This is a genomic window from Bradyrhizobium sp., from assembly GCF_030697065.1.
GTDB lineage: Bacteria > Pseudomonadota > Alphaproteobacteria > Rhizobiales > Xanthobacteraceae > Bradyrhizobium.
On sequence record NZ_JAUYQU010000278.1, the window covers coordinates 16,084 to 39,189 of the forward strand.

At 63.8% G+C, this 23,106-nt stretch carries 24 protein-coding genes; 10 read left to right on the forward strand and 14 right to left on the reverse strand.

Translation table 11 applies throughout. The features are described from left to right. The first annotated feature begins 119 nt into the window (after positions 1-119). Positions 120-1,193: a low specificity L-threonine aldolase gene (locus tag Q8R73_RS21740; RefSeq protein WP_305721607.1), complete on the forward strand. Its 1,074-nt coding sequence runs from the start codon at positions 120-122 to the stop codon at positions 1,191-1,193. A 136-nt stretch (positions 1,194-1,329) separates the two neighbouring features. On the opposite strand, the gene Q8R73_RS21745 is transcribed toward Q8R73_RS21740, so the two are convergent. Both Q8R73_RS21745 and Q8R73_RS21750 read right to left on the reverse strand, forming a co-directional pair. Next, positions 1,330-1,779: a cupin domain-containing protein gene (locus Q8R73_RS21745; RefSeq protein WP_305721608.1), complete on the reverse strand. Its 450-nt coding sequence runs from the start codon at positions 1,777-1,779 to the stop codon at positions 1,330-1,332. A gap of 158 nt (positions 1,780-1,937) precedes the next feature. Then, positions 1,938-3,659 carry a beta-(1-6) glucans synthase gene (locus Q8R73_RS21750; protein WP_305721609.1) on the reverse strand — a complete coding sequence of 574 codons (1,722 nt, stop codon included), beginning with the start codon at positions 3,657-3,659 and terminating at the stop codon, positions 1,938-1,940. Positions 3,660-3,775: 116 nt separating this feature from the next. Here Q8R73_RS21750 and Q8R73_RS21755 point away from each other — a divergent pair, with 116 nt between their 5' ends. Further along, a complete protein-coding gene (locus Q8R73_RS21755) occupies positions 3,776-5,230 on the forward strand; it encodes a GH1 family beta-glucosidase (protein WP_305721610.1) in 1,455 nt (484 codons plus the stop codon). A gap of 182 nt (positions 5,231-5,412) precedes the next feature. Here Q8R73_RS21755 and Q8R73_RS21760 read toward each other — a convergent pair whose 3' ends face one another. Genes Q8R73_RS21760 through grxD form a run of 4 tightly spaced genes read right to left on the reverse strand, consistent with a single transcriptional unit; the run spans position 5,413 to position 8,928 of the window. After that, complete coding sequence (locus Q8R73_RS21760) at positions 5,413-6,732, reverse strand: serine hydrolase (protein ID WP_305721611.1); 1,320 nt, start codon at positions 6,730-6,732, stop codon at positions 5,413-5,415. Continuing rightward, positions 6,713-7,996: a serine hydrolase gene (locus tag Q8R73_RS21765; protein ID WP_305721612.1), complete on the reverse strand. Its 1,284-nt coding sequence runs from the start codon at positions 7,994-7,996 to the stop codon at positions 6,713-6,715. The genes Q8R73_RS21760 and Q8R73_RS21765 overlap by 20 nt, the downstream gene beginning before the upstream one ends. Positions 7,997-8,037: 41 nt before the next feature. Continuing rightward, positions 8,038-8,586, reverse strand: coding sequence for an O-acetyl-ADP-ribose deacetylase (locus tag Q8R73_RS21770; RefSeq protein WP_305721613.1), 549 nt, complete (start codon positions 8,584-8,586; stop codon positions 8,038-8,040). Between the two features lie 3 nt (positions 8,587-8,589). After that, positions 8,590-8,928, reverse strand: coding sequence for a Grx4 family monothiol glutaredoxin (grxD, locus tag Q8R73_RS21775; protein WP_304871186.1), 339 nt, complete (start codon positions 8,926-8,928; stop codon positions 8,590-8,592). 287 nt (positions 8,929-9,215) lie between these two features. On the opposite strand from grxD, the gene egtB reads away from it, so the two are divergent. Both egtB and egtD read left to right on the forward strand, forming a co-directional pair. Further along, on the forward strand, positions 9,216-10,469 hold the full coding sequence (gene egtB / locus Q8R73_RS21780) for an ergothioneine biosynthesis protein EgtB (RefSeq protein ID WP_305721614.1): 1,254 nt from the start codon (positions 9,216-9,218) through the stop codon (positions 10,467-10,469). A 45-nt stretch (positions 10,470-10,514) separates the two neighbouring features. Further along, positions 10,515-11,480 (forward strand): L-histidine N(alpha)-methyltransferase, encoded by a 966-nt coding sequence (gene egtD / locus Q8R73_RS21785; protein WP_305721615.1) that lies wholly within the window; start codon positions 10,515-10,517, stop codon positions 11,478-11,480. 70 nt (positions 11,481-11,550) lie between these two features. Here egtD and Q8R73_RS21790 read toward each other — a convergent pair whose 3' ends face one another. After that, entirely contained in the window at positions 11,551-11,805 is a 255-nt protein-coding gene (locus tag Q8R73_RS21790; protein ID WP_305721616.1) for a BolA family protein, read from the reverse strand. Positions 11,806-11,981: 176 nt separating this feature from the next. Between Q8R73_RS21790 and Q8R73_RS21795 the strand changes: the two genes are divergently transcribed. Continuing rightward, positions 11,982-12,341, forward strand: a complete 360-nt coding sequence (locus tag Q8R73_RS21795) for a DUF427 domain-containing protein (protein WP_305721617.1) — start codon at positions 11,982-11,984, stop codon at positions 12,339-12,341. Between the two features lie 138 nt (positions 12,342-12,479). Next, positions 12,480-13,661, forward strand: coding sequence for an acyltransferase (locus Q8R73_RS21800; RefSeq protein ID WP_305721618.1), 1,182 nt, complete (start codon positions 12,480-12,482; stop codon positions 13,659-13,661). 98 nt (positions 13,662-13,759) lie between these two features. On the opposite strand, the gene purL is transcribed toward Q8R73_RS21800, so the two are convergent. Continuing rightward, positions 13,760-15,964 (reverse strand): phosphoribosylformylglycinamidine synthase subunit PurL, encoded by a 2,205-nt coding sequence (gene purL / locus Q8R73_RS21805; protein ID WP_305721619.1) that lies wholly within the window; start codon positions 15,962-15,964, stop codon positions 13,760-13,762. 180 nt (positions 15,965-16,144) lie between these two features. Here purL and Q8R73_RS21810 point away from each other — a divergent pair, with 180 nt between their 5' ends. From Q8R73_RS21810 to Q8R73_RS21820, 3 genes are all read left to right on the forward strand, one after another. Next, entirely contained in the window at positions 16,145-16,633 is a 489-nt protein-coding gene (locus Q8R73_RS21810) for a PaaI family thioesterase (RefSeq protein WP_305721620.1), read from the forward strand. 10 nt (positions 16,634-16,643) lie between these two features. Next, a complete protein-coding gene (locus Q8R73_RS21815) occupies positions 16,644-17,624 on the forward strand; it encodes a DMT family transporter (protein ID WP_305721628.1) in 981 nt (326 codons plus the stop codon). Positions 17,625-17,700: 76 nt separating this feature from the next. Continuing rightward, a complete protein-coding gene (locus Q8R73_RS21820; protein WP_305721621.1) occupies positions 17,701-18,186 on the forward strand; it encodes a GFA family protein in 486 nt (161 codons plus the stop codon). 226 nt (positions 18,187-18,412) lie between these two features. Here Q8R73_RS21820 and purQ read toward each other — a convergent pair whose 3' ends face one another. Genes purQ through purC form a run of 3 tightly spaced genes read right to left on the reverse strand, consistent with a single transcriptional unit; the run spans position 18,413 to position 20,140 of the window. Continuing rightward, the gene (gene purQ / locus Q8R73_RS21825) at positions 18,413-19,114 is read right to left on the reverse strand and encodes a phosphoribosylformylglycinamidine synthase subunit PurQ (RefSeq protein WP_305721622.1); all 702 of its coding nucleotides are present in this window, start codon (positions 19,112-19,114) and stop codon (positions 18,413-18,415) included. Positions 19,115-19,121: 7 nt separating this feature from the next. Then, entirely contained in the window at positions 19,122-19,364 is a 243-nt protein-coding gene (purS, locus tag Q8R73_RS21830) for a phosphoribosylformylglycinamidine synthase subunit PurS (protein WP_305721629.1), read from the reverse strand. An 8-nt stretch (positions 19,365-19,372) separates the two neighbouring features. Next, positions 19,373-20,140 (reverse strand): phosphoribosylaminoimidazolesuccinocarboxamide synthase, encoded by a 768-nt coding sequence (gene purC, locus Q8R73_RS21835; protein ID WP_305721623.1) that lies wholly within the window; start codon positions 20,138-20,140, stop codon positions 19,373-19,375. A 306-nt stretch (positions 20,141-20,446) separates the two neighbouring features. Here purC and Q8R73_RS21840 point away from each other — a divergent pair, with 306 nt between their 5' ends. Continuing rightward, the gene (locus Q8R73_RS21840; RefSeq protein ID WP_305721624.1) at positions 20,447-20,770 is read left to right on the forward strand and encodes a DUF1476 domain-containing protein; all 324 of its coding nucleotides are present in this window, start codon (positions 20,447-20,449) and stop codon (positions 20,768-20,770) included. 132 nt (positions 20,771-20,902) lie between these two features. Here the strand turns inward: Q8R73_RS21840 and cynS are convergent, their stop codons facing one another. The 3 genes from cynS to ntrB all read right to left on the reverse strand — a co-directional run. Further along, the gene (cynS, locus tag Q8R73_RS21845; protein WP_305721625.1) at positions 20,903-21,391 is read right to left on the reverse strand and encodes a cyanase; all 489 of its coding nucleotides are present in this window, start codon (positions 21,389-21,391) and stop codon (positions 20,903-20,905) included. A 19-nt stretch (positions 21,392-21,410) separates the two neighbouring features. Beyond that, positions 21,411-22,322 (reverse strand): ABC transporter ATP-binding protein, encoded by a 912-nt coding sequence (locus tag Q8R73_RS21850; protein ID WP_305721626.1) that lies wholly within the window; start codon positions 22,320-22,322, stop codon positions 21,411-21,413. Positions 22,323-22,326: 4 nt separating this feature from the next. Further along, positions 22,327-23,106: nitrate ABC transporter permease (gene ntrB / locus Q8R73_RS21855; protein WP_305721627.1), on the reverse strand; the 780-nt coding region annotated here is incomplete at its 5' end.

Here is a 23,106-nt window from a genome sequence, read left to right on the forward strand (position 1 = left end):
TTTTGTTTCGGTAAGGTGTCCGATGTCATTCCGGGGCGCGCGAAGCGCGAACCCGGAACCTCGAGATTCCGGGTCTGGTCCTTCGGACCATCCCGGAATGACCATGACGGAAAGACTTCATGATGACCACCTACACCCCTCCCCCGCGCGATCCCAAGGCACCGCCCGTCCGCATCAACCTGCTGTCCGACACGCAGACCCGCCCGACACCGGGGATGCGCGAGGCGATCGCGCGCGCCGAGGTCGGCGACGAGCAGATCGGCGACGACCCGACCGTGAACCTTTTGTGCGAGCGGGTGGCCGACCTGCTCGGCAAGCAGGCCGCCGTGTTCATGCCCTCCGGCACCATGTGCAATGTGGCGGCGACGCTGGTGCATTGCCGGCCCGGCGACGAAATCCTGGCGCATGAAACCGCCCATATCATCGCCCGCGAAGGCGGCGCCCATGCCGCTCTCGGCGGCTTCCAGATCACGCCGCTGTCCGGCCCCGACGGGCAATTCTCGCCGGATACGCTTCGTGGCGCGATTCACCCCCGCAGCCGCTACCAGCCGCCGCAGACCGTGGTCAGCGTCGAACAAACCGCCAATATCGGCGGCGGCACCATCTGGACCAAGGCCGCGCTCGACGAGGTCGCGCAGATCGCCAGACAAAACGGCATGGCCACCCACATGGACGGCGCCCGGCTGCTGAACGCCTGTGTCGCGACGGGCATCAGCGCCCGCGACATGGCGGCGGGCTGGGACTCCGCCTGGATCGACTTTTCAAAGGGACTCGGCGCGCCGGTCGGCGGCGTGATTGCCGGCAGCCACGACTTCATCGACGAGGTCTGGCGCTGGAAGCAGCGCCTCGGCGGATCGATGCGCCAGGCCGGCGTTTGCGCCGCGGCCTGCGTCTATGCCCTCGACCACCATGTCGACCGCCTTGCGGACGATCACGCCAACGCCCGCGCGCTGGCGCGGGGATTGTCGCAGATCCAGGGTATCGAGGTGCAGCAGCCCGAGACCAATCTCGTGTTCTTCAGGCCCGAAGGCGCCGGCGTCGGCGGCGACGACATGATCAAGGCGTTGCGCCAGCGCGGCGTGCTGCTCGCCATGATGGACGGTCGCATCAGGGCCTGCACCCATCTCGACGTTTCCGCCGGGATGATCGAGGAGACGGTCGGACTGGTACGTGAGATCGTGCGGGGGGCGTAGGATTTGTCGTCATTGCGAGCGAAGCGAAGCAATCCATCTTGCAGCAGAAGAAAGAATGGATTGCTTCGCTTCGCTCGCAATGACGTGGTGAGGGCAAACGCGCAACGGCTACCTCGCGGCATAAGTGACGTCGTCCTCACGCCTTCCGCGTATGCCCCCAGGTCTCGTCCCAGTCCTGGCCCGCGGCATCGATGACGCGGCCGTCGGCCTCGAAGAACTTGTTGGGGACCTGGAAGATCGCCAGCATCAGCCCGCCCTGCGGACACCAGGCGACGTGGCGGCTGCCCTGTTCGCGCCAGATGAATTCGCCGGCCTTGCATTCGATACCCTGCGCCGGGCCTTCCTTGTCGACCAAGCTGCCTTCAAGCACATACGTCTGCTCGATATTGACGTGCTCGTGGTCGGGCAACACCGCGCCCGGCTCAAACCGCATCAGCGCGGTCATCAGGCCGGTCTTGTGGTCGAACAGCAGCGTCTTGGCCTCGCAGCCGGGAAAGCGGGTCTTCTGCCACTCCATGGTGTCGGGGCGAACGAGGTGGGAATGCGTTTCGGCGGTATGCGAGCCCTTCGGCGTCACGGCGTCCATGGCGTTGCTTCCTTCCATTTCTTGTTATGGCGACGATGATAGCAGCTTTGCCCGCGCCTGCCAGCCGGCACTGAAGCGAACCCACTCGCTTCGCATCGCAGCAAAGCGTCCTCCGTACTCAATACTCAATCGCAGCCGACGACCGAGCGCCGGGCAGATCAGCCGGATACCTGTCGCGCCGGCGTTACCTCACCCAGAGCGGAAGCTGTGGCAATCAATGCCGTTTCGACAACCGCAACGGTGCGCGGCCGCCAGAGCGTGATGCCGAGCACGAGATAGGCCGCGCAGGTCCATAATGCCTGCCAGTTGTGAACACCTTCATTGAAGATGATGTAGAGCGAAGCCGCCGCGAACAGTCCGGCGAACACGGTCTCGGCGAGCGGTCGCGCACCCACTCCCGGAGAATTGAGCAAGGCCACGGTGCAAAACGGCACCACGGCCATGGTCAGCGCGGCGAACGGAAAATCGCGCCAGCGTGAATCAAACACCAGGCCCAGCGCGGTTTCCACTCCGATCAGGGTCGTCACGATCAGCGTTATGCCGAGGACATTCGTCATGAACGATCGGGCTCGGCCGTTGGGCGGTCCCAGCACCTCGGCAAACGACGGAAGCGCGCGCCCCGAAACCAGGGCATTGGCGGACAGCAGGGGCGCCAATATTCCCGCGGTCAGCAGCAAGCCTTGGATCAGCCAGCCGCCGATCCCGAAGCTTTCAAGAAACATCTTTTCAGCGCCTGTTCCGAGCAGGATCCCGCCTGTTGTCGCCGATATCGCTACTGCGACCCATGCCGCCAGCCGCGGCGGCGATGGCCGCCCCCTCAGCGTCAGCAATGCCGCTGCGAAGACAAGGGTGCAAAGAACTATCCCGCATGCCATTTGCAGCTTCCAGAACGGATGGTTGCTGATGGCAGCTCCGGCCGGATATTTCAGCTTGCGCTCGGTCCCGTCGAACAGGCCCCAATAGCCTCCCACGGTACCTTCCCAGCGGCGCTTCCAGGGCTCGTCATAGGCCTCGAACAGATTGACGCGAAAATTGTCGCGCCTGGCCCGATCGAGAATCTCGGAAGTGAAACGTGCCTGATTGATGCGGGACGGCAGAGCGCCGTCGCGCATCCGCCCGTGGCTCGGCCAACCCGTTTCGCCAATCAATATGTCCTTGCCGGGAAACGCCGCCGCGACCTGCAGTCGAACGTGATCCACATGCGCCGCCGCATCTTCGGCGCGGACCGGAACGTCCTCCCAATAGGGCAGGAAATGAACGGTGACGAAATCGACATCGGGGCCGATCTCCCGGTAGCGCAGCCAGAATTCCCAGACGTCGGCGTAGGTCACCGGAACGTCCACGCGCGGCTTGACCGAACGGATGATTTCCCGAAGGTCGGACACGGTCATTTCTCCGCGCAGCAGTACCTCGCTGCCGACGATGATCGCCGTGATGACGCCGGGATACTGCCTGGTCAGGGAAATCGCGGTGTCGATGAGCAGCGCGTTCTTGGCGCGATCGCGTCCGATCCAGACTCCGAGCAGCACCTTCAATCCGACCCGGGAGGCGAGTTCGGGCACCTTGTCCAGTCCGTTATCGATGGAGTATGTGCGGATGCACCTCGAAACCCTGGCGAGTTCGACCAGATCCTCCGCGATCTGCTGCGGGCTGACGATCAAGGTCTGGTCATGCGGCGTCTGATCGTTGCGGAACGGCGCGTAGGAAACGCATTCCAGTTTCGTTGCGGCATCAATCGGCGCCCGCGCCAGCGTCACCGGTGTGGCGAGCCACCACCACGCCGCCGCAACGATACCAACGGAAATCAGGAAAAATGCCAGTGGCGTACGCAGGGCGATGGTCCTATCCTTCGGCAAGCATTCTCGTTGGCGGTACGCCATTTGCGCCATCTGGCGGAAATTTGTAGCATCCGGTTCCGACCCGCATCAAGGCCGGGGTGCGAGGGGCGAACTGCGTCTTCCGCATATTTTTTTTCCAGCGCGAGACACCTGAACGGATGGCATTCAAGGGACTTACCCGTCGCCAATTCGCTGCGATCGCCGGCTGGTCGGCTCTGGGAATATCGGCGCCGTTGGCCGGATCCAGGCGGGCTGAGGCGGCGGCCTCGTCCGGTTTCCCGGGCGGGTTTTTGTGGGGGACGGCGACCTCGGCCTATCAGATCGAGGGGGCCGTCCACAAAGACGGCCGCGGCGCATCGATCTGGGACCGCTTCGCCCATACGCCCGGGACCATTTCCGACCGCAGCAACGCCGACACCGCAACCGACCATTTTCATCTGTACAGGGAAGACGTTCAGTTGATGAAGGCGCTGGGCGCAAAGGCCTATCGTTTCTCGATTGCGTGGCCGCGTGTTTTCCCGGAGGGAGGCGGCTCGCCGAACCCGAAGGGGCTCGATTTCTACCACCGGCTGGTGGACGAGCTGCTGGCGAACGGCATCCAGCCGTTTGCGACCCTCTACCATTGGGATCTGCCCCTGGCGCTTCAGGATCGCTTCGGCGGCTGGACTTCCCGCGACACCCCGAAGGCCTTTGCGGACTACGCAGCCCATGTCGCGCGGCACCTGAGCGACCGTGTGAAGCACTTTTTCACGATCAACGAATGCTCCCGGCTCGTTCACCTCGGGCACCAATATGGCGCTGATGCCCCCGGCCTCAAATTGTCCCAGGCGGGCCTGAACCAGGTCCGTCACAACGTCGCGCTGGGACACGGTCTTGCAGTGCAAGCGCTCCGGGCCCACGGGCGCGCGGGGACCATGGTTGGTCCGGCCGAAAATGCCGTGAGCTGCATTCCCGCGATCGAAACGACCGAGAACATCCGCGCCGCCGAGGTCGCCACGCGCGAACTCAACGCCGGCTATTTGACCGTGATGCTGGAAGGAAAATATACCGACGCCTTCCTGACCAGGGCCGGCAATGACGCCCCGAAATTCACGCAGGAAGATTTGCGCATCATCTCCTCCCCGATCGATTTTGTCGGACTGAATGTCTACACGCCCGACCACTATGTCGTGGCCGCCGACAACGAACGCGGCTTCACCCTGGCGCCGTTTCCCGCGTCGTTTCCACACATGAAGGCGTCATGGCTCAGGCCCGGCCCGGAGGCCATGTACTGGGTGCCGCGCCATGTCGCCCGGCTGTGGAACGTGAAGTCGATCTATATCACCGAGAACGGCACGTCGGGGAGCGACCAGCCGGCCGCGGACGGCACCGTCTATGACGTGGATCGCATCATGTACCTGCGCAACTACCTGACCCAGCTGCAGCGGGCGACGTCCGAGGGGGTCCCCGTGCTCGGCTATTTTCTGTGGAGCCTGATGGACAATTTCGAATGGTCGGACGGGTATGAGCAACGCTTCGGCCTCTACCGCGTCGACTTCGAGACCAAGCGGCGCACGCCAAAACTCAGCGTCTCGTTCTATCGCGAGACGATCGCGCGAAACGCCGTAGTGTAGAGCGCGCTTCCTTCTTCTCCCCTCCCCCCGCGCGGCTCTTCGCCGCGTGGTGGGGAGGGGTCGGGGGTGGGGGGTCCATCCGCGCATACGAATGCAAGCGAGTACGCTGAAGCACCCCCCACCCCCGACCCCTCCCCGCCACGCGCAAGAGCGCGTGGAGGGAGGGGAGTTAAAGTAGAATATCAATCCTTGCGCAGTCCCTTGCCCAGCGCTTCATACATCATCGTCTTCAATGCCAGTTGAATCCGACCGCCCTGCGTGGGCGCCATCACCATGAAGACAGCGAGCAGGTCGTCCTTCGGGTCGACGAAATAGAAGCTGCCGCCGGCGCCGTCCCAGCGGTATTCGCCGAGCGGCCATGTCGTGTTCGGCGGCGGCGAGGTGCGCACGGCAAAGCCCAGACCGAAACCGCTGGTCGGACCCGGAAAATAGAAGGGATCGCGAATGATCCCGGTCTCCGGCCCGATCTGGTCCGACGTCATCATCGCGACCGTCTCGGGCTTGAGGTACCGCTTGCCGTCGAGCTCGCCGCCGTTCAGCAGCATTTGCAGGAAGCGGGCGTAGTCCCCGGCCGTCGAGACCAGCCCCGCTCCGCCGGATTCCCAGCGCCGCGGCAGTGTCGGATCGCCGATTCCGGCTACCCGAAAACGATCAACGGGAAAGGCCTGCGCGACGCGCGGCCAGTTCGCCTTGTCGGCCACGAAATACGCCGTGTCGGACATGCCGAGCGGGTCGAACAGCCTCTGCTTTTCGAACTGAAACAGCGTCTGCCCGGAGGCCACCTCGACGACGCGGCCGAGCACGTCAGTCGAGTGGCTGTAATTCCAGCGCGTGCCGGGCTGCTCGGCCAGCGGCAGCACCGCGATCCGGTCGGCGAATTCGGCGTTGTCGAAATCGCCGGCGTACAGCAGGGGATTGCCATAGAGTTTCGTCACCGCGGCTTCGCCGAAGAAGCCGTAAGTGATACCCGAGGTGTGCCGCAGCAGATCCCTGATCGTGATCGGGCGCTTCAACGGCTCGAGCCGGAGCGGATACTGTCCCGCTTCATCGGAAATATCGACGCCGACTTTTGCATTTGCAAAGGCACGAATGTATTTCGCGACGGGATCATCGAGGGACAGCTTGCCGTCATCGACCAGCATCATCGCGGCAACGGACGTGACGGCTTTCGACATCGAATAGATCTGGAAAAGCGTGTCCGGGGTCATGGGCTGCCCGGTTGCAGCGTTCCGGGCGCCGAAACATTCGAAATAGACCGGTTTGCCGTGTTGCTGGATCAGCAGGATCGCACCGGGTATTTTGCCCGTCACAACTTCGTTGCGAATGATGTTGCCGATCCGGTCGAGGGCCGCGCGCGAGAAGGTTGGCGCTGGCGGCAACTGGGATGACGGCGCCCGGGATTGAGCCGATGCCTCGTGCGCCCCTCCGCCGACCAGGGCAACCGCGAGCGCCGCTGCGACAAGGCGGCGCTGCACAAAGCCGTCAGTTCTCCAACGCTTCATAGACGAGCTGCTTGAGCGTGCGCTGGACGCGCTGGCGTTCCGTCGGGGTCTGCTGAAGCACCACGAAGAACATTTCCTGTTTGCGGTCGACCACCATATAGCAGCCCGAGGCGCCGTCCCATTTCAGTTCGCCCAGCGATCCCACCGGTGGCGGCTTGGCGTTGCCGGGATCGGTGCGCACCGCGAGCCCAAGCCCCATGCCGAAGCCGTCCCCCGGGAAATAGAAATAATCCCGCTCGACACCGGAGTCCTTGCCGGCATGGTCCGTTGTCATCAGCTCGAACGTCTTCGGGCTGAGATAGGTCTTGCCTTCGAACGTACCGCCATTCTGCAGCATCTGCGCAAAACGCGAAAAGTCCGACATGGTCGAAACCATGCCGCCGCTGGCGGATTCCCACTTCTGGCGAACCTCGGTCCTGTACTCGCGGCCGACCCGGAAATTGCTGTCGTTCGGCACCGGCTGGGCGAGCCGCTGCAGCCGCTCCGGTTCGGTAACAAAGAAACCGGTGTCGGTCATGCCGAGCGGGTCGAGCAGTTTCTCCCGCTCGATCTCCAGCAATGATTTGCCGGACACGATCTCCATGATCCGCGCCAGAATGTCGGTGGAATGGCCATATTGCCAGAGTGCGCCCGGCTGGTTGTGCAGCGGCAGCCTGGCGATGCGCTCGGCGAACTCGGCAAGGTCGAATTCGCCTGCATAGAGATTTGCCGCCGCGTAAGCCTTGCGCACCAGGCTGTCGCCGTAGAAACCATAGGTGATCCCGGAGGTATGGCGCAACAGGTCGAGAATGGTGATGGGCCGGGTCGGCGCCACCAGTTCAAGCGTCTTGGTGCCGTCCTCGGCCTTCTTCTCCACCCCCACCTTCATGTTCGCGAAGGACGGAATGAACTTCGAGACCGGATCGTCGAGCTTGATCTTGCCGTCCTGGATCAGCTGCATCGCCACCACGGAGGTGATGGCCTTGGTCAGCGACGACAGGCGGAAGATGGTCTTGTCGGTGATCGGCCTTTTGGACACCACGTCCTGGACGCCGAAGGTTTCGTGATAGACATCCTTGCCGCGCTGGCGGATCAGGACGTTCGCGCCGGCGATCTTCCCGGTCGCCACCTCGTTCTTGAAGAACTCGGTAATCTTCGCAAGCTTGTCCTGATTGAAACGCGCGCCGGCGGGAATATCGAAGGTGGCTTCGGCGCGGGCCGGCGGCGCGAACGCCAGCAACAGTGCACCGCAGGCGAGCGCACGCAGCAATCGAGATGAATTCATTGGACCCCCTTCCGGAATTCAAGGGGAGTGTAACCCGGGCCTTAGTCCGCGCAAGGGCTGCCGAAGGCAGCCAATGCCTGCTCGTGCAGGCGCCCGCCCTGCTCCGAAAAGCAGCAGAATATGACATGGCGGACGGCCGGAGCCGACGCCAGCGCGTCCACCGTCGCCGCCACGGCGATCCGCGCCGCGCGGTCCGCGGGAAAGCGATAGATGCCGGTGGAAATCGCGGGAAAGGCAACCGAGGCGAGGCCGTGCTGCTGGCACAGTTCGATGGCACGGGCATAGCACGACGCCAGCGCCTCATCGGTCGCGCGGCCTCCCTTGTTCCAAACCGGACCGACGGCATGAATCACATGGCGCGCCGGCAGACGATAGCCTCTGGTAATTTTGGCGCCGCCGGTCGCGCAACCATGAAGGGTGCGGCATTCCGCGAGAAGCCCGGGCCCGGCCGCCCGGTGGATGGCGCCATCGACGCCACCCCCGCCGAGCAGGGACGAATTGGCGGCGTTGACGATGGCGTCAACGCTCAACGTCGTGATATCGGCGACGACGGTTTCGAGACGCGCCGCGCCGAGCTGGCGCGCCGTCAAAGCTCAGGCCGAAGCGGCCGCGTTGACGGTGACGCCCTTGTCGGCCAGGAGCTGCTGCAGTTCGCCGGCCTGGAACATCTCGCGGATGATGTCGCAGCCGCCGACGAATTCGCCCTTGACGTAGAGCTGGGGAATGGTCGGCCAGTTCGAATAGGTCTTGATGCCGTTGCGCAGATCGGCGGATTCCAGCACGTTCAGGCCCTTGTAGCCGACCCCGACATGGTCGAGGATCTGGACCACCTGACCGGAAAAACCGCACTGCGGAAACTGCGGTGTGCCCTTCATGAACAGCACGACGTCGTTCGACTTCACTTCATTGTCGATAAATTGCTCGATGCTCATTTTCGCGTCCTTTGCGGCATAGCGCTTGATGGCCCTTGGGGCGCCGGGCGCACCCCGTTAAACCCGATATTGCCTATATATGTACCCCAAACCGTTGTGCATCCAAAGTAAAATGGCGGGGAGCGTTTCCGCAGGGGATATCCCGGCACCGGGCCGATAGCCTGCAGGCAGCGCCATCATAGCTTCTGGAGGCTTTTATCCCGCGCGGGACCCCCTATCTAGGACGGACGGCTGCCGGGGAACCGATACGACGGTGCAACGTTTCTCTCCCCCGATCGGAGATTCCAGTGACGAAACCAGCATCCGCTGCGGCCGCGTCTGACGCCCCCTGCCCGTCATTCCCCGATTCCGGCAGCCTCGCCCGGGATCTGGTGGAGGCCTATCTGACCGTCCGCAACGAGACCGAGGGCCGCGCCGCGCCCCTGACGCCGGAAGACCAGCTGATCCAGTCGATGCCGGACGCGAGCCCCGCGAAATGGCACCGCGCCCATACCACCTGGTTCTTCGAGCAATTCCTGCTCGGCGAGCATTGCGACGGTTACCGGCCGTTTCACCCCGACTACGCCTTCCTGTTCAACTCCTACTATGTCAGCGCCGGGCCGCGGCACGCCCGCCACCAGCGCGGCCATCTGACCCGCCCCGGCGCCGAGCAAATCGCCGCCTATCGCAGGCATGTCGATGCCGCGGTGGTGAAATTCTTCCAGTCTGCCGGGGCAGATGCGCTGAGGGCGATTGCGCCGCTGGTCGAGGTCGGCCTCAATCACGAACAGCAGCATCAGGAACTGATGCTGACCGACATCCTGCATGCGTTTGCGCAGAACCCGATCCCGCCCGCCTACGATCCGGCATGGACCTTCCCCGCTTCTGCCCGAACCGGCGAGGAATGGATCGCCCTCAACGAGGGAATCCACACCGTCGGACACAACGACAACAGCTTCCATTTCGACAATGAGAAGCCGGCGCACCGCGCGCTGGTCGGGCCGGTCAGGCTGGCGCGTAACCTCGTCACCAACGCGGAGTGGCTCGCCTTCATGCAGGACGGCGGCTACAAAACGCCGACGCTGTGGCTGATGGACGGTTTTGCCGCCGTCGAAAAGGAAGAGTGGCGGGCGCCGGGCCATTGGCGCGAGATCGACGGGCGATGGCACATCATGACGCTGGCCGGGCTGCAGCCGGTCGATCCGTCAGCCCCGGTCTGCCATGTCAGCTATTACGAGGCCGACGCGTTTGCGCGCTGGAGCGGCAAGCATCTGCCGACCGAAATGGAATGGGAGGTCGCCGCCCGCGCGGGGCAACTCAACGACGCCTTCGGCATCGTCTGGCAGTGGACCCGCAGCGCCTATTCCCCCTACCCCGGCTACCGCGCCGTCGAGGGCGCGCTCGGCGAATATAACGGCAAGTTCATGGTCAACCAGCTGGTGCTGCGCGGCTCCTCGCTTGCAACCCCCGAAGGTCACAGCCGTATCACCTATCGCAACTTCTTCTATCCGCATCATCGCTGGCAGTTCACGGGACTTCGGCTCGCCGACTACGCCACCTGATCCTTCCATTTCAATCGCGCCGGAAAGCGTGAGCAGGAGACTGTCATGAATGTGCATGCTTTGGCCAAGGCGCATCATCTCGACGAGCAGACAACGGCGTTCGCCGGCGACGTGATCGAAGGGCTGTCGCAGCACCCGAAGCGGCTGTCGCCGAAGTATTTCTACGACGCCGCGGGCTCCGAACTGTTCGAGCAGATCACGGTGTTGCCGGAATATTATCCGACCCGCACCGAGCTCGGTATCCTGCGCGAGCGGGCCGGAGAGATCGCCGCCGTGATCCCCGAAGGCGCCGCGCTGGTGGAATTCGGCGCCGGCGCCACCACCAAGGTCCGTCTGCTGCTGGAGCGATGCGCTTTCGGCGCCTACGTTCCCGTCGATATATCCGGTGATTTCATCCATGCCCAGGCCGAGGTGCTGAGCCGGGATTTCCCTGAACTGGCGGTCTATCCTGTGACCGCGGACTTCACCGCGCCGTTCGCCTTGCCCGATGCCGTCGGCGCGATGCCGAAGGTCGGATTTTTCCCGGGCTCGACGCTCGGCAATTTCGAACCGCATGAAGCCAGCGCGTTCATGCGCAGCGCCCGCGAAATTCTCGGACCCGGCGCGCAGATGGTGATCGGCGTCGACCTCGAGAAGGACGAGCGCGTGCTGTATGACGCCTATAACGACGCCGCCGGCGTCACCGCGCGCTTCAACCTCAACGTCATGGTGCGTATCAACCGCGAGCTCGGCGGCAATTTCGACATCTCCGGATTCACCCACCGCTCGATCTACAATCGCGAGCGTCACCGCATCGAGATGCACCTGATCAGCCGGAAGGCGCAGAGCGTGCGCGTGCTCGGCCACACGTTCTCGTTCCGCCCCGGCGAAACCATCCATACCGAGAGCAGCTACAAATACAGCCTCGATCGCTTCACCGCGCTGGCGCGCGGCTCCGGATGGTCGGTGCGCAAGTCATGGACCGACGCGGCAGGAATGTTCTCGGTTCATGTGCTTGTGGCGTCGGAGTGAGATCCGGGACCTGCTGGCGCGGCTGTGCGGGTGCGGCGAATGCTCTGCCGCTGCCCATGATGTTACCGCACTAGCCCTCGGGTAACCCGGGTCCGCCAGGTACCCCGGTCTGCAGCGCCAGCGCGTGCAGAACCCCGCCCATCTGGCCCTTCAGCGACTGATAGACGATCTGGTGCTGCTGGACCCGGGATTTGCCGCGGAACGACTCCGAGATCACGGTCGCGGCATAATGGTCGCCGTCGCCGGCGAGATCGCGGATCGTCACCTCGGCGTCGGGGATCGCTGCCTTGATCATCGATTCGATATCGTGGGCGTCCATCGGCATCCAACAGGTCTCCAATCCGGTGTTCGAATCGCAGCCGGTTCCGCTGCGGCGCGGCAGAACTTAGCCCGGCCACCCTTCTACGTCACGCTCCCTGGCACTATATTCCCGATCCAGCGCCGGCAAAGTCCCGGAATCGTGGCCCGCGATCACAACGGGCTGACCAAAGAGGCTTATCCATGAAACTCCCCGGCCCCGACCACCCCATCACCATTACGGCGAACCCGAGGCGGGTGCGCGTCTCCGCCGGCGGCGTCGTGATCGCGGACACCGCCCATGCCTTGACCCTGAAGGAAGCGAGCTATCCCGCCGTGCAATATGTGCCGCGCGGCGACGTCAATATGGCATTACTGGCGCGCACCGACCGGGTGACGCACTGCCCCTACAAGGGAGATGCGAATTATTTCAGCATCAATGCCGGCGGCAAGACGCTGGAAAATTCGATCTGGAGCTATGAGACGCCATTTCCGGCGATGACCGAAATATCGGGCTATCTGGCGTTCTATCCGGACAAGGTCACGATCGAGGAGATGGGTTGAGCGTCATTTTGCTCAAACCCTAGAGAGTGCCGAACCGCGAACCGAGCATCGCATCGGGCGCGCCGTGCGCCCGGGGGCCTTGCTGAATCCGGTTCCCGGTTGCAACATGAGCCGCAAATACGCTGCCGGGGGGCACCCATGACGACGATTTCCGACACCGTGGCTGCGGACCCTGAGGCCGCGCCGAGGGCGAAAACGCGCAATCCTTCGCTCGACCGCGCCCGCACCTTTCTGACGCTGATCGTACTGCTGCACCACGCCGTCATCCCCTATACATATTACGGTCATACCGACCCGAAGTCGTTCTTCGGCTTCGACATGATCGTGCTCGCCACCGACAGCTTCTTCATGGCGATGTTCTTTTTCCTGTCGGGGCTGTTTGTCTGGCCCGGCATCAGCCGGAAGGGCCCGCTGAACTATCTGGCGGACCGCCTGCTCCGGCTTGGACTGCCGTTCGTGATCTGCGCCTTCACGGTGATTCCGCTCGCCTACTACTCATTCTCCCTGCGGCAGCATCCCGAGATCGGCTTTTCGGAATTCTGGTGGAACATGATCACCGTCGGGCCCTGGCCGAGCGGACCGATCTGGTTCCTCTGGGTGTTGCTCAGCTTCGACGTGGTTGCCTGCATCCTGTATCGGCTGTCGCCCCACATGCTCGATCCGATCAATCGCCTTTCGCTGTACGGTCGCCGCCGGCCGGCGGTGTTCTTCCTGGTCATGCTGGCTGTGACCGCGGCGTTCTATATCCCCGGGCGGGTTCACTACGGCGCGGGAAGCTGGTTCGAGTTCGGTCCGTTCTCGGTCCAGCACGGGCGCGTGATGCTCTACGCCACCTACTTCTTTTTCGGCGCCGGCATCGGCCTCGCATTTCTGGACCGCGGACTGCTGGCGGCGGACGGACGGATGGCGAGGGTGAGCTGGGACTGGTTGGTGCTGGCGCTCGTTCCCTATTATCTGATGTGGGTGCTGATCTCCATCAAGCGCGAAAACCTGGGGAATCCACCGGACTTGCCGGACTGGTATGAGGGGCTTTACGCCGTCTGCTTCACGGTTTTCAGCGTCGCCATCCTGTTCCTGATCCTGGCCTATTTCCTGAGGTTCGCCGGCTCGGGCCGGAGCGTGTTCGATCCGATGCAGGCCGATGCCTACGGCATCTTCCTGGTGCACTATCCGATCGCGCTGTGGCTGCAGTACTGGCTGTTCGACTACAACATGCCGGCGACCGTGAAAGCACCCGTCGGATTCGTGCTGACGGTCGCGTTCAGCTGGGCGCTGACGCGCGCGTTGCGGAAGATTCCGGGGGCGAAGCGGGTTTTGTAGGAGGCGTCGTCATTCCGGGGCGATGCGCAGCATCGAACCCGGAATCTCGAGATTCCGGATCTGGTGCTTGCGCACCATCCCGGAATGACGGAACCAAACTACACCTTCGCGTTCATATACGCCGGCAGCCAGCTCTCGAACGCGGCATCGAGCGCCTTCACCGAAACCGGCGCCTCGCCCGCGATCGCGATGGCGTCGCCGCCCGTGGTTCCGATCCGCGCGCACGGGATGTCCGCGCCCCGCATCTTGGCCAGCACCAGGCCGGCCTCTGCTTCCGGCACCGTCACGATGTAGCGCGCCTGATCCTCGCCGAACCACCATGCATGCGGCACGATCGCGGCAGGCGCCGCCAGCAGCCGCGCGCCGATGCCGCCGGCGATCGCCATCTCGGCGAGCGCGATCAACAGCCCGCCGTCGGACAGATCATGCGCCGCGGTCGCGGTGCCGGCATGGATCATGCCGCGCACCACGTCGCCGTTGCGCTTTTCGGCCGCAAGATCGACCGGCGGCGGCGCCCCCTCTTCGCGGCCGCAGATGTCGCGCAGATAGACCGATTGCCCGAGCCAGCCCTGGGTCTCGCCGATCAGCAGGATCGCCTCGCCCCCGGCCTTGAACGCCAGCGTCGCGGATCTGGTGAAATCGTCAAGCAGCCCGACGCCGCCGATCGAGGGCGTCGGCAGGATGCCGCGGCCATTGGTCTCGTTGTAGAGCGACACGTTGCCGGACACGACCGGGAAGTCGAGCGCACGGCAGGCTTCGGCAATGCCCTTCAGGCAGCCGACGAACTGGCCCATGATCTCGGGCCGTTCCGGATTGCCGAAATTGAGATTGTCGGTGATCGCGAGCGGCCGGCCGCCGACCGCGGTGATGTTGCGCCAGGCTTCCGCCACCGCCTGCTTGCCGCCCTGATACGGATCGGCTTCGCAATAGCGCGGCGTGACGTCGACAGTCAGCGCCAGCCCCTTGGGCCCGTCCTGCACCCGCACCACGGCAGCGTCGCCGCCGGGACGCTGCGCGGTATTGCCGAGAATGACGTGATCGTATTGTTCCCAGACCCAGCGCTTCGAACACAGTTCGGGCGTCGCGATCAGCTTTTCCAATGCCGCAGCAATGCCGACCGGCGGCGTGACGTCGCGCGCATGAATGAGGGGAAGCGGCTGCGCCGGCACATGCGGCCGGTCGTACAGCGGCGCCTCGTCGCCGAGTTCCTTGATCGGCAAATCCGCCATCACCTCGCCGCCATGCCTGACGACAAAGCGCTTGCTCGGCGTGGTGTAGCCGACCACGGCGAAATCCAGCCCCCATTTGCGGAAGATCGCCTCGGCCTGTTTTTCCTTCTCGGGCTTCAGCACCATGAGCATGCGCTCCTGGCTTTCCGACAGCATCATCTCATAGGCGCTCATGCCGGTTTCCCGGGTCGGCACCGCATCGAGATCGAGATCGACGCCGAGATTGCCCTTGGCCCCCATCTCGACCGCGGAGGACGTCAGCCCCGCCGCGCCCATGTCCTGGATCGCGATCACGCAATCGGCAGCCATGATTTCGAGACAGGCTTCCAGCAACAGCTTTTCCGCGAAGGGATCGCCGACCTGAACCGTCGGGCGTTTGTCGGCGGAGTCCTCGTCGAATTCGGCGGACGCCATCGAGGCGCCGTGAATGCCGTCGCGACCGGTCTTGGAGCCGAGATAGACGATCGGCATGTTCACGCCGGAAGCCGCCGCATAGAAAATCTTGTCGGTGTCGGCGAGCCCGACCGCCATCGCATTGACCAGGATGTTGCCGTCATAGCGGGTATGGAAACGCACCTGTCCGCCGACGGTCGGCACGCCGAAGGAATTGCCGTAGCCGCCGATCCCGGCGACCACGCCCGACACCAGATGCCGCGTCTTCGGATGTTCCGGCGCGCCGAAACTCAGCGCGTTGAGGCAGGCGATCGGACGCGCCCCCATCGTGAACACGTCGCGCAGAATGCCGCCTACCCCGGTGGCCGCGCCCTGATAGGGCTCGATGTAGCTCGGGTGGTTGTGGCTCTCCATCTTGAATACGACTGCCTGGCCGTCGCCGATGTCGATCACGCCGGCATTCTCGCCCGGCCCCTGGATCACCCACGGCGCCTTGGTCGGCAGTCCGCGCAGATGCAATCGCGAGGATTTGTACGAGCAATGCTCGTTCCACATCGCCGAAAAGATCCCAAGCTCCGTGAAACTCGGCACCCGGCCGATCAGCTTGAGGATGCGCTCGTATTCGTCGGGCTTGAGGCCATGGCTGGCGACAAGTTCGGGGGTGATCTGCGGCTGGTTCATGGGGCTCTTTGGGCGATGGAGGACCCTTATTAGGGAGATCGAAGGGGGTCGAAAAGGCCTTTTACGCGCATTTTCCCGCTGTCCATAGATTTGCGGGCGGTCCATGCGCTGGGGGCGTTTGCACATCGGGTGTGGATCGGATTTAAGACTCGAAAACCCGCAAATGAAGGGCCTTTTCCGTTGGACGACCTGACCAAATCCGCATTCCTCAACCGTCCCGATCTCCATGTCGAAACCGAGGGTGAATTCGCCGGCTGGCGTACCTGGACCCGCGACAACTACGAAACCCATAACGGGCCGTTCTGGCACCGGATGGAGGACGACGGCAGCGTGCGATGCGCGTTCAGGGTCGAGAAGAAGCACCTCAACGGCATGCGCAACGTCCATGGCGGCTGCTTCATGACATTCGCGGATTACTGCCTGTTCGCTCTTGCCACACCGGTGCTGCAGGGTCCGGGGGTGACCGTATCGTTCGGATGCGAGTTCATCGACGGCGCGCGCGAGGGCGAACTGGTCGAAGGCACCGGTGAGGTGATGCGGGCCGGCGGCTCGATGATCTTCCTGCGCGGTCTGCTCAGATCCGGCGAGCGCACGCTGTTCACGTTTTCCGGGACCATCAAGCGGGTGAAATGGAAGCCGCCGGCCAAAGCAGGCAGCGTTGCCACCTAGCAGCGCAGAGATCAGGCGCGCGGCGCCCGCGCGACCGGCCGATCCACCCGGCCCTCCACGGGCCCGCGGCTGGCGCGACTACGCGCTGCTGCTGGCGCTGGCCTGCTGCTGGAGTTCGACCTATCCGCTGACCAAGATCGGTCTCGGCTCGATCCCGCCGGTTACATTCATCTCGGCCCGGTCGCTGATCGCGGCTTTCTTCCTGATCGCCATCCTGTATGCCCGCGGCTTGCGTATCCCTCGCGATGCCAGGGCCTGGAAGCTGTTCGCGCAGCAACAGACCATCAATTCCACGATTCCGTTCCTGATGATCACCTGGGCGCAGCAATATGTGGCGGCGGCGCCGACCGTGGTGCTGGCCTCCACCACGCCGATCTTCGCGTTCCTGATCACCTGGGGCATCACGCGGCACGAGCCGGCCACGCTTTTGAAACTGGCCGGCGCGGCGCTCGGGCTCGCCGGCACCGCCGTGATCATCGGCCTCGATGCGCTGGGCGGCCTCGGCGGCAATATCTTCGCCGAACTGGTGATCCTGCTCGCCACCGTCTCCTTCGCCTGCGCCACGATCTTCGGGTTGCGGCTGACCGAGTATGACCCCATGGTGGTGGCGGCGGGCTCGCTGCTGTTCGGCGGCCTGCTGCTGCTGCCGGTGGCGCTGGTCGTCGACCATCCCTGGACCTTGCGGCCGACCACCGAGGCGCTGGTCGCCACTGTCACGATGGGGATTTTCTCCAGCGCGTTCGGGCTGATGCTGTTCTACATGTGCCTTTCGCGGCTCGGCACGCTCACCACCAACGCTCAGGGCTATCTGCGCATTCCCATCGGCGTCGGCCTGTCGGTCGTGCTGCTCGGCGAAACCGTGCCGTCCAACCTGGCGCTCGGCCTCGTTCTCGTGATGGCTGGCGTCGCCGCGATGACCATCCCGGGCGACAGCTACGGACGCTGGATCAGCCGGTTTCGCGGCAAGCCGGGGCCACCCCCGGCAACATGAACGAAACGCAGCATCGCGATTTGAATCAGTTGCCGTCTGAGACGCGAGCTCCTAATTTCCCCGGCCGGAGAAGGTCATGAGCACATTCCCGATCGAGGGCGGCTGCACCTGCAGGACGGTACGCTACCGCATGACGTCGCCGCCCCTCATCGTTCACTGCTGCCATTGCCGTTGGTGCCAGCGCGACGGCGGCGCGTCGTTTGCGCTCAATGCCATGATCGAGGCTGAACGGGTCGAACTGCTGTCGGGCGAGCCCGATATCATCGTGACGCCTTCGCTCAGCGGCAAGGGCCAGAGGATCTCGCGATGTCCGAAATGCCGTATCGCGGTCTGGAGCAACTACGCGGGTTCAGGCGACCGCTTCCGATTCGTTCGCGTGGGCACGCTCGATACGCCGGATGCGCTGCCGCCGGACGTGCACATTTTCACGATGTCGAAGCAGCCATGGGTCGTACTGGCTCCCGATGTGCCCGCCGTTGAGGCGTTTTATGACCGGGAAAAGCTCTGGCCGGAAGCAAGCCTCGCGCGGTGGCGGGCGGCGCGCAGCACCGGCGTCGGTTAGAGCAACACCGTCACCTCTCCCTTCGGGAGAGGTCGGCGCGTAGCGCCGGGTGAGGGGGTACGGTCTTTCGTTAGATTAGCACCCCCTCACCCGATTTGCTGCGCAAATCGACCTCCCCCCGCTGGGGAGAGGTAAACAGCACTTCGCCTGCAAAGGATTTAACCCGGCATCAACTCGCTCTGGCCGGCGAAGCCGACGGACGATCAGCCGACGGCGAGGGAAAACCTTACGCCGCGCGCTCCAGATGCGCCACGAGGCCGGCGAACAGGCCACGGCCGTCGGTGCAGCCCATAATGTCTTCGACGTGGTTTTCCGGATGCGGCATCATGCCGAGCACGTTGCCGCGCTCATTGACGATGCCTGCGATCGACTGCGCCGCGCCGTTGATGTTGGACGCTTCGTCGACGATGCCCTCGGCGGAGCAGTAGCGATAGAGCACACGGCCCTCGCCTTCGAGCCGCTTCAGCGTCTCTTCGTCCGCCTCGTAATTGCCCTCGCCATGGGCGACCGGCACGCGGATCACCTGCCCGGCATTGTAGCCGCGGGTGAACGGCGTATCCGAACGCTCGACCCGCAGATGCACGTCATGGCAGATGAATTTCATCCGCGCATTGCGCATCAGCACGCCGGGCAGCAGGCCGGCTTCGCAGAGGATCTGAAAACCGTTGCAGACCCCGAGCACGAGACCGCCGCCGGCGGCGAAATCCCGCACCGCGTCCATGACGGGCGCGCGCGCGGCAATGGCGCCGCAGCGCAGATAATCGCCATAGGAAAACCCGCCGGGCACCACCACGAGATCGGTACCCCTGGGCAGCGCGGTCTCGGCATGCCAGACCATCGCAGGTTCATGCCCCGATGCGAGCTTCAGCGCGCGCGCCATGTCGCGCTCGCGATTGATTCCGGGAAAGACGAGAATGGCGGATTTCATCGGCGATCTAGCTCAGAACTTCAACCCGGTAATTCTCGATCACGGTGTTCGCCAAGAGCTTGTCGGCGGCGTCTTTCAACGCCGCCTCGGCTTTGGCCTTGTCGGAACCCGCGATTTCGATGTCGAACACCTTGCCCTGGCGCACGCTGGCGACGCCATCGACGCCGAGCGATTTCAGCGCGCCTTCGATGGCCTTGCCCTGCGGGTCGAGAATGCCGGATTTCAGTGTAACGGTGACGCGCGCTTTCACTTGCAACCTCAGCTCTTGACCAGCACCGGACCCGAGCCCATCGGCCGCTCGTTCTCCGTCAGGATGCCCAGACGCCTGGCGACCTCGGTATAGGCCTCGAGCACGCCGCCGAGATCCCTGCGGAAGCGGTCCTTGTCGAGCTTCTCGTTCGACTTGACGTCCCACAGCCGGCACGAATCGGGCGAGATCTCGTCGGCGACGATGATTCGCATCATGTCGTTTTCGAACAGCCGGCCGCATTCCATCTTGAAATCGACCAGACGGATGCCGATGCCGAGAAACAGCCCGGTGAGGAAGTCGTTGACGCGGATCGCCAGCGCCATGATGTCGTCGATTTCCTGCGGCGTGGCCCAGCCGAACGCGGTGATGTGCTCCTCGGAGACCATGGGGTCGTTGAGCTGGTCGTTCTTGTAGTAGAACTCGATGATCGAGCGCGGCAGCTGGGTACCTTCCTCGATACCGAGACGCTGCGACAGCGATCCCGCCGCCACATTCCGCACCACGACCTCCAGCGGCACGATCTCGACCTCGCGAATCAGCTGTTCGCGCATGTTGAGGCGGCGGATGAAATGGGTCGGCACCCCGATGTCGTTGAGGTGCTGGAACAGGTACTCCGAAATCCGGTTGTTGAGGACGCCCTTGCCCTCGATCACCTGGTGTTTCTTGGCATTGAACGCGGTCGCATCGTCCTTGAAGTGCTGGATCAGGGTTCCCGGCTCCGGGCCTTCGTAAAGGACCTTGGCCTTGCCCTCATAAATGCGGCGTCGACGGCTCATTGGGATGTACCGTGTGTTGTTGAAATCCATGAATTTGGTGTGCTCCGGATGACAAGGGATTGCGACCCACGACGGAGCTGCCGTGAAGGCCAGGAACGGGAAACAGAACGGGAACCGGGCCTCATGCCCAACCTATCCGATTGGTCTATCGAGTACAATCGATCCGGCCCCTTCGGGGCGAGTTTTACCCCCTCCGCCTGCGGCTTAACGCCGGTTGTCTTAACCATCGGCTCCCGTTATCTAGGCGCCCGAGAGGGCGGCCGCAACGAGGCCGCGTCACCATTTGGCAGGGACCGGAACCGGATCATGAGCACATTCGACAAGCGTCAAGAAGGTTTCGAGAAGAAATACGCCCTCGACGAGGAGCAGAAGTTCAAGGCCGAGGCCCGGCGCAACAAGCTGCTCGGATTATGGGCAGCGGAAAAGCTCGGAATGTCAGCCGATGAGGCCGCGGCCTACGCCAAGGAAGTGGTCGCCTCCGATTTCGAGGAATCCGGCGATGCCGACGTGGTCCGCAAGGTTCTGGGCGATCTGACCGCCAAGGGCGTCGCCATGGCCGAGCCGGAGCTTCGGGTGAAGATGGACGAACTGATGGCGATGGCCGTCGTGCAGGTGAAGGCGGGAACGTAAGGTTCTTCGTCATTCCGGGGCGCGCAGAGCGCGAACCCGGAATCTCGAGATAATGATTACGACCTCTGGATTCCGGGTCTGGTCCTTCGGACCATCCCGGAATGACGTGGCTGTCGCTTCGCGACGGAAACCTCACCCCTCCTTGAAACCATACTCCGGCACGTTGCCGCTGGCGCCGTAATATTTGTACGGCAGGAATTTGCCCGACATCGTGATCTTGACGCGGTCGCCCTTGGGATTGGCGACGCGCTCCATCGCCATGTCGAAATCGATCGCCGACATGATGCCGTCGCCGAACTCTTCCTCGATCAGCGCCTTCCAGGCCGGGCCGTTGACCATCACCATTTCGTAGAAGCGATAGATCAGCGGATCGGTCGGCGGCATCGGCGTGCCGTCGCCGCGCATCGGCACCTCGTTCAGCATCGCGGCCTCGGACTTCGAAAGCCCGAACAGTTCGGCCGCATTGGCCGCCTGCGGCTTCGTCAGCTTCATCTGGCCGAGGATGGCGCCGACGATCAGCACTTCCGAGTAGCCGCCGATCTTTTCGCAGATCTGCTTCCAGCTCCATTCCTTCTCGCGCTTGATGTCGAGCAGCTTTTCCGTCAGGTCGGATCGTTTCATGTCAGTCTCCTTTTGATAGCTAGCGCGCGATGGTCTGCGCCGGATGGGTTTCGACCGCCCGCGGCGCCGCGACGATGGTCGGCTCGCTCACGCCGATCTTCACCACCGGCACGTTGCGCGGGTCATGGCCGGGCACGTCCGTCGCAAAGGTCTTGCTGCGGCTGACCAGGAAATCGACGATGTGGTTGCGCACCGCGTAGTAATAGGGATGGCGGTGCAAATCGGTGCGTCCGCGATCCTTCGGCAGCGGATTTTCCACGATCTCGGCCAGCACGGCGCCGGGGCCGTTGGTCATCAGGAAGATCTTGTCGGCGAGATAGATCGCCTCGTCGACGTCGTGGGTGATCATGAACGCGGTCTGCCCGGTGGTCAGGCAGATGCGGCGGACCTCGTCCTGCAGCGTGCCGCGGGTCAGCGCGTCGAGCGCCGAGAACGGCTCGTCCATCAGCATGATCTTCGGCGTGATCGAGAGCGCACGGGCAATGCCGACGCGCTGCTTCATGCCGCCGGAGAGTTCCGACGGCCGCTTGTGCTCGGCGCCGGTCAGGCCGACGAGATCGATGAAGGTCTGGGCGTGGGCTTTCACTCTGGCGCGGTCCCAGTCGCGCCATTTCGAGGTCACGGCATAGGCGACGTTGCCGAGCACGGTGCGCCACGGCAGCAGCGCATGGCTCTGGAAGATCACGGCGCGGTCGAGGCTGGTGCCCTCGATCGCCTGGCCGTCGACGATCACGGTGCCTTCGCTGGGCTCGTCGAGCCCGGCGAGGATGTTCAGCACCGTGGTCTTGCCGCAGCCGGAATGACCGATCACGCAGCCGAACTCGCCGCGCGCCATCGACAGCCAGAGATTTTCGAACACCGCGATCTCGCCGCCCGATGCGCCGGGATAGCGCTTGGCGATCGCCTCGATGGAGATGAACTTGTCGGTCATCGCATCACTCCGGGAAGGTGACCAGGCGCGTGAACCGCGCGAGGATCTGGTCGAGCAGCATGCCGACCACGCCGATCAGGAGGATGGCGATGATGACGTTGGTGATCGAGAGGTTGTTCCACTCGTTCCAGACGAAGTAGCCGATGCCGGTACCGCCGACCAGCATCTCCGCGGCGACGATCACCAGCCAGGCGATGCCGATCGAAATCCGCATGCCGGTCAGGATGGTCGGCGCGGCGGCCGGCAGGATCACGGTGAAGGCGCGCCTGACGGTGCCGACTTCCAGCGTGCGCGCGACGTTGATCCATTCCTTGCGCACGGCCGCGACGCCGAACGCGGTGTTGAGCAGCATCGGCCATACCGAGCAGATGAAGATCACGAAGATCGCCGACAGCCCGGAATCCTTGATGGTGTAGAGCGCCAGCGGCATCCAGGCCAGCGGCGAGATCGGTTTCAGGATCTGAATGAACGGATCGAGCGCCTTGTTCATCAAGGGCGACATTCCGATCAGGAATCCGAGCGGGATCGCGACGATCACGGCGAGGAGATAGCCCAGCCCCACGCGCGCGATCGAATAGCCGAGCTGGATCCCGAGCCCCTTGTCGTTCGGGCCGTTGTCGTAGAACGGCTGCCTGACGTGCTCCCACAATTTGGCGCCGACATCGAGCGGCCCCGGCATCGCCGATTTGCCGGCGGTCGCGGTCAGTCCCATCAGCTTGGCGTATTCCGGCGTCATGGTGGCGACGGCGCCGGTGCCGCGGGTGGCGATATGCCAGATGCCGAT

Excerpts from the sequence above, each read along its gene's own strand:
- purC (WP_305721623.1), bottom strand. The coding sequence starts at position 20,140 with ATGAGCCGTCGACGCCGCATTTATGAGGGCAAGGCCAAGGTCCTTTAC.
- egtD (WP_305721615.1), top strand. The coding sequence starts at position 10,515 with ATGAATGTGCATGCTTTGGCCAAGGCGCATCATCTCGACGAGCAGACA.
- Q8R73_RS21760 (WP_305721611.1), bottom strand. The coding sequence starts at position 6,732 with ATGAAGCGTTGGAGAACTGACGGCTTTGTGCAGCGCCGCCTTGTCGCA.
- Q8R73_RS21840 (WP_305721624.1), top strand. The coding sequence starts at position 20,447 with ATGAGCACATTCGACAAGCGTCAAGAAGGTTTCGAGAAGAAATACGCC.
- Q8R73_RS21750 (WP_305721609.1), bottom strand. The coding sequence starts at position 3,659 with ATGGCGTACCGCCAACGAGAATGCTTGCCGAAGGATAGGACCATCGCC.
- Q8R73_RS21740 (WP_305721607.1), top strand. The coding sequence starts at position 120 with ATGATGACCACCTACACCCCTCCCCCGCGCGATCCCAAGGCACCGCCC.
- Q8R73_RS21745 (WP_305721608.1), bottom strand. The coding sequence starts at position 1,779 with ATGGACGCCGTGACGCCGAAGGGCTCGCATACCGCCGAAACGCATTCC.
- Q8R73_RS21795 (WP_305721617.1), top strand. The coding sequence starts at position 11,982 with ATGAAACTCCCCGGCCCCGACCACCCCATCACCATTACGGCGAACCCG.
- purL (WP_305721619.1), bottom strand. The coding sequence starts at position 15,964 with ATGAACCAGCCGCAGATCACCCCCGAACTTGTCGCCAGCCATGGCCTC.
- Q8R73_RS21790 (WP_305721616.1), bottom strand. The coding sequence starts at position 11,805 with ATGCCGATGGACGCCCACGATATCGAATCGATGATCAAGGCAGCGATC.
- grxD (WP_304871186.1), bottom strand. The coding sequence starts at position 8,928 with ATGAGCATCGAGCAATTTATCGACAATGAAGTGAAGTCGAACGACGTC.
- cynS (WP_305721625.1), bottom strand. The coding sequence starts at position 21,391 with ATGAAACGATCCGACCTGACGGAAAAGCTGCTCGACATCAAGCGCGAG.
- Q8R73_RS21850 (WP_305721626.1), bottom strand. The coding sequence starts at position 22,322 with ATGACCGACAAGTTCATCTCCATCGAGGCGATCGCCAAGCGCTATCCC.
- Q8R73_RS21755 (WP_305721610.1), top strand. The coding sequence starts at position 3,776 with ATGGCATTCAAGGGACTTACCCGTCGCCAATTCGCTGCGATCGCCGGC.
- purQ (WP_305721622.1), bottom strand. The coding sequence starts at position 19,114 with ATGAAATCCGCCATTCTCGTCTTTCCCGGAATCAATCGCGAGCGCGAC.
- Q8R73_RS21820 (WP_305721621.1), top strand. The coding sequence starts at position 17,701 with ATGAGCACATTCCCGATCGAGGGCGGCTGCACCTGCAGGACGGTACGC.
- Q8R73_RS21765 (WP_305721612.1), bottom strand. The coding sequence starts at position 7,996 with ATGAATTCATCTCGATTGCTGCGTGCGCTCGCCTGCGGTGCACTGTTG.
- Q8R73_RS21800 (WP_305721618.1), top strand. The coding sequence starts at position 12,480 with ATGACGACGATTTCCGACACCGTGGCTGCGGACCCTGAGGCCGCGCCG.